This window comes from Mesorhizobium sp. M7A.T.Ca.US.000.02.2.1 (assembly GCF_003996995.1).
In the GTDB taxonomy this organism is placed as follows: domain Bacteria; phylum Pseudomonadota; class Alphaproteobacteria; order Rhizobiales; family Rhizobiaceae; genus Mesorhizobium.
In genome coordinates, this window is record NZ_RZTT01000907.1 from 1 (window position 1) to 474 (window position 474).

The 474-nt window shown below is 69.2% G+C and carries 1 pseudogene; it reads left to right on the forward strand.

Annotated elements, in window-relative coordinates:
* A pseudogene (locus tag EOD15_RS35385) lies at positions 1-474 on the forward strand (ribulokinase); the annotation flags it as partial.

A 474-nucleotide genomic window follows, 5' to 3' on the forward strand; every position in this document is an offset into this window, starting at 1 on the left:
GACACGTTCAACGCCGCCTGGCAGTTCATGGACCTCCCCGATTTCCTCACCTGGCGGGCGACCGGCAGCCTTGCCCGCTCGGTCTGCACGGTGACTTGCAAATGGACCTATCTGGCGCATGAAAGCCGCTGGGACGAGGCCTATTTCCGCACCATCGGACTAGGGAGCCTGGCCGACGAGGGGTTCGCGCGCATCGGCACGCAGATCGTGCCGGCGGGTGGCGCACTTGGCGGCGGGTTGACCGCGCAGGCGGCTGCGGACCTTGGCCTCGTCCCCGGCATCGCGGTAGCGGCCGGCCTGATCGATGCGCATGCCGGTGGCGTCGGTACGGTCGGTGCGCGCGGCGCGTTCGGCAGCGTGCTGTCGCGCATGGCCTATGTTTTCGGCACCTCGGCCTGCACCATGTCGTCGACCGCGGCGCCGGCCTTCGTCGACGGTGTCTGGGGTCCGTATTTCTCGGCCATGGTGCCGGGC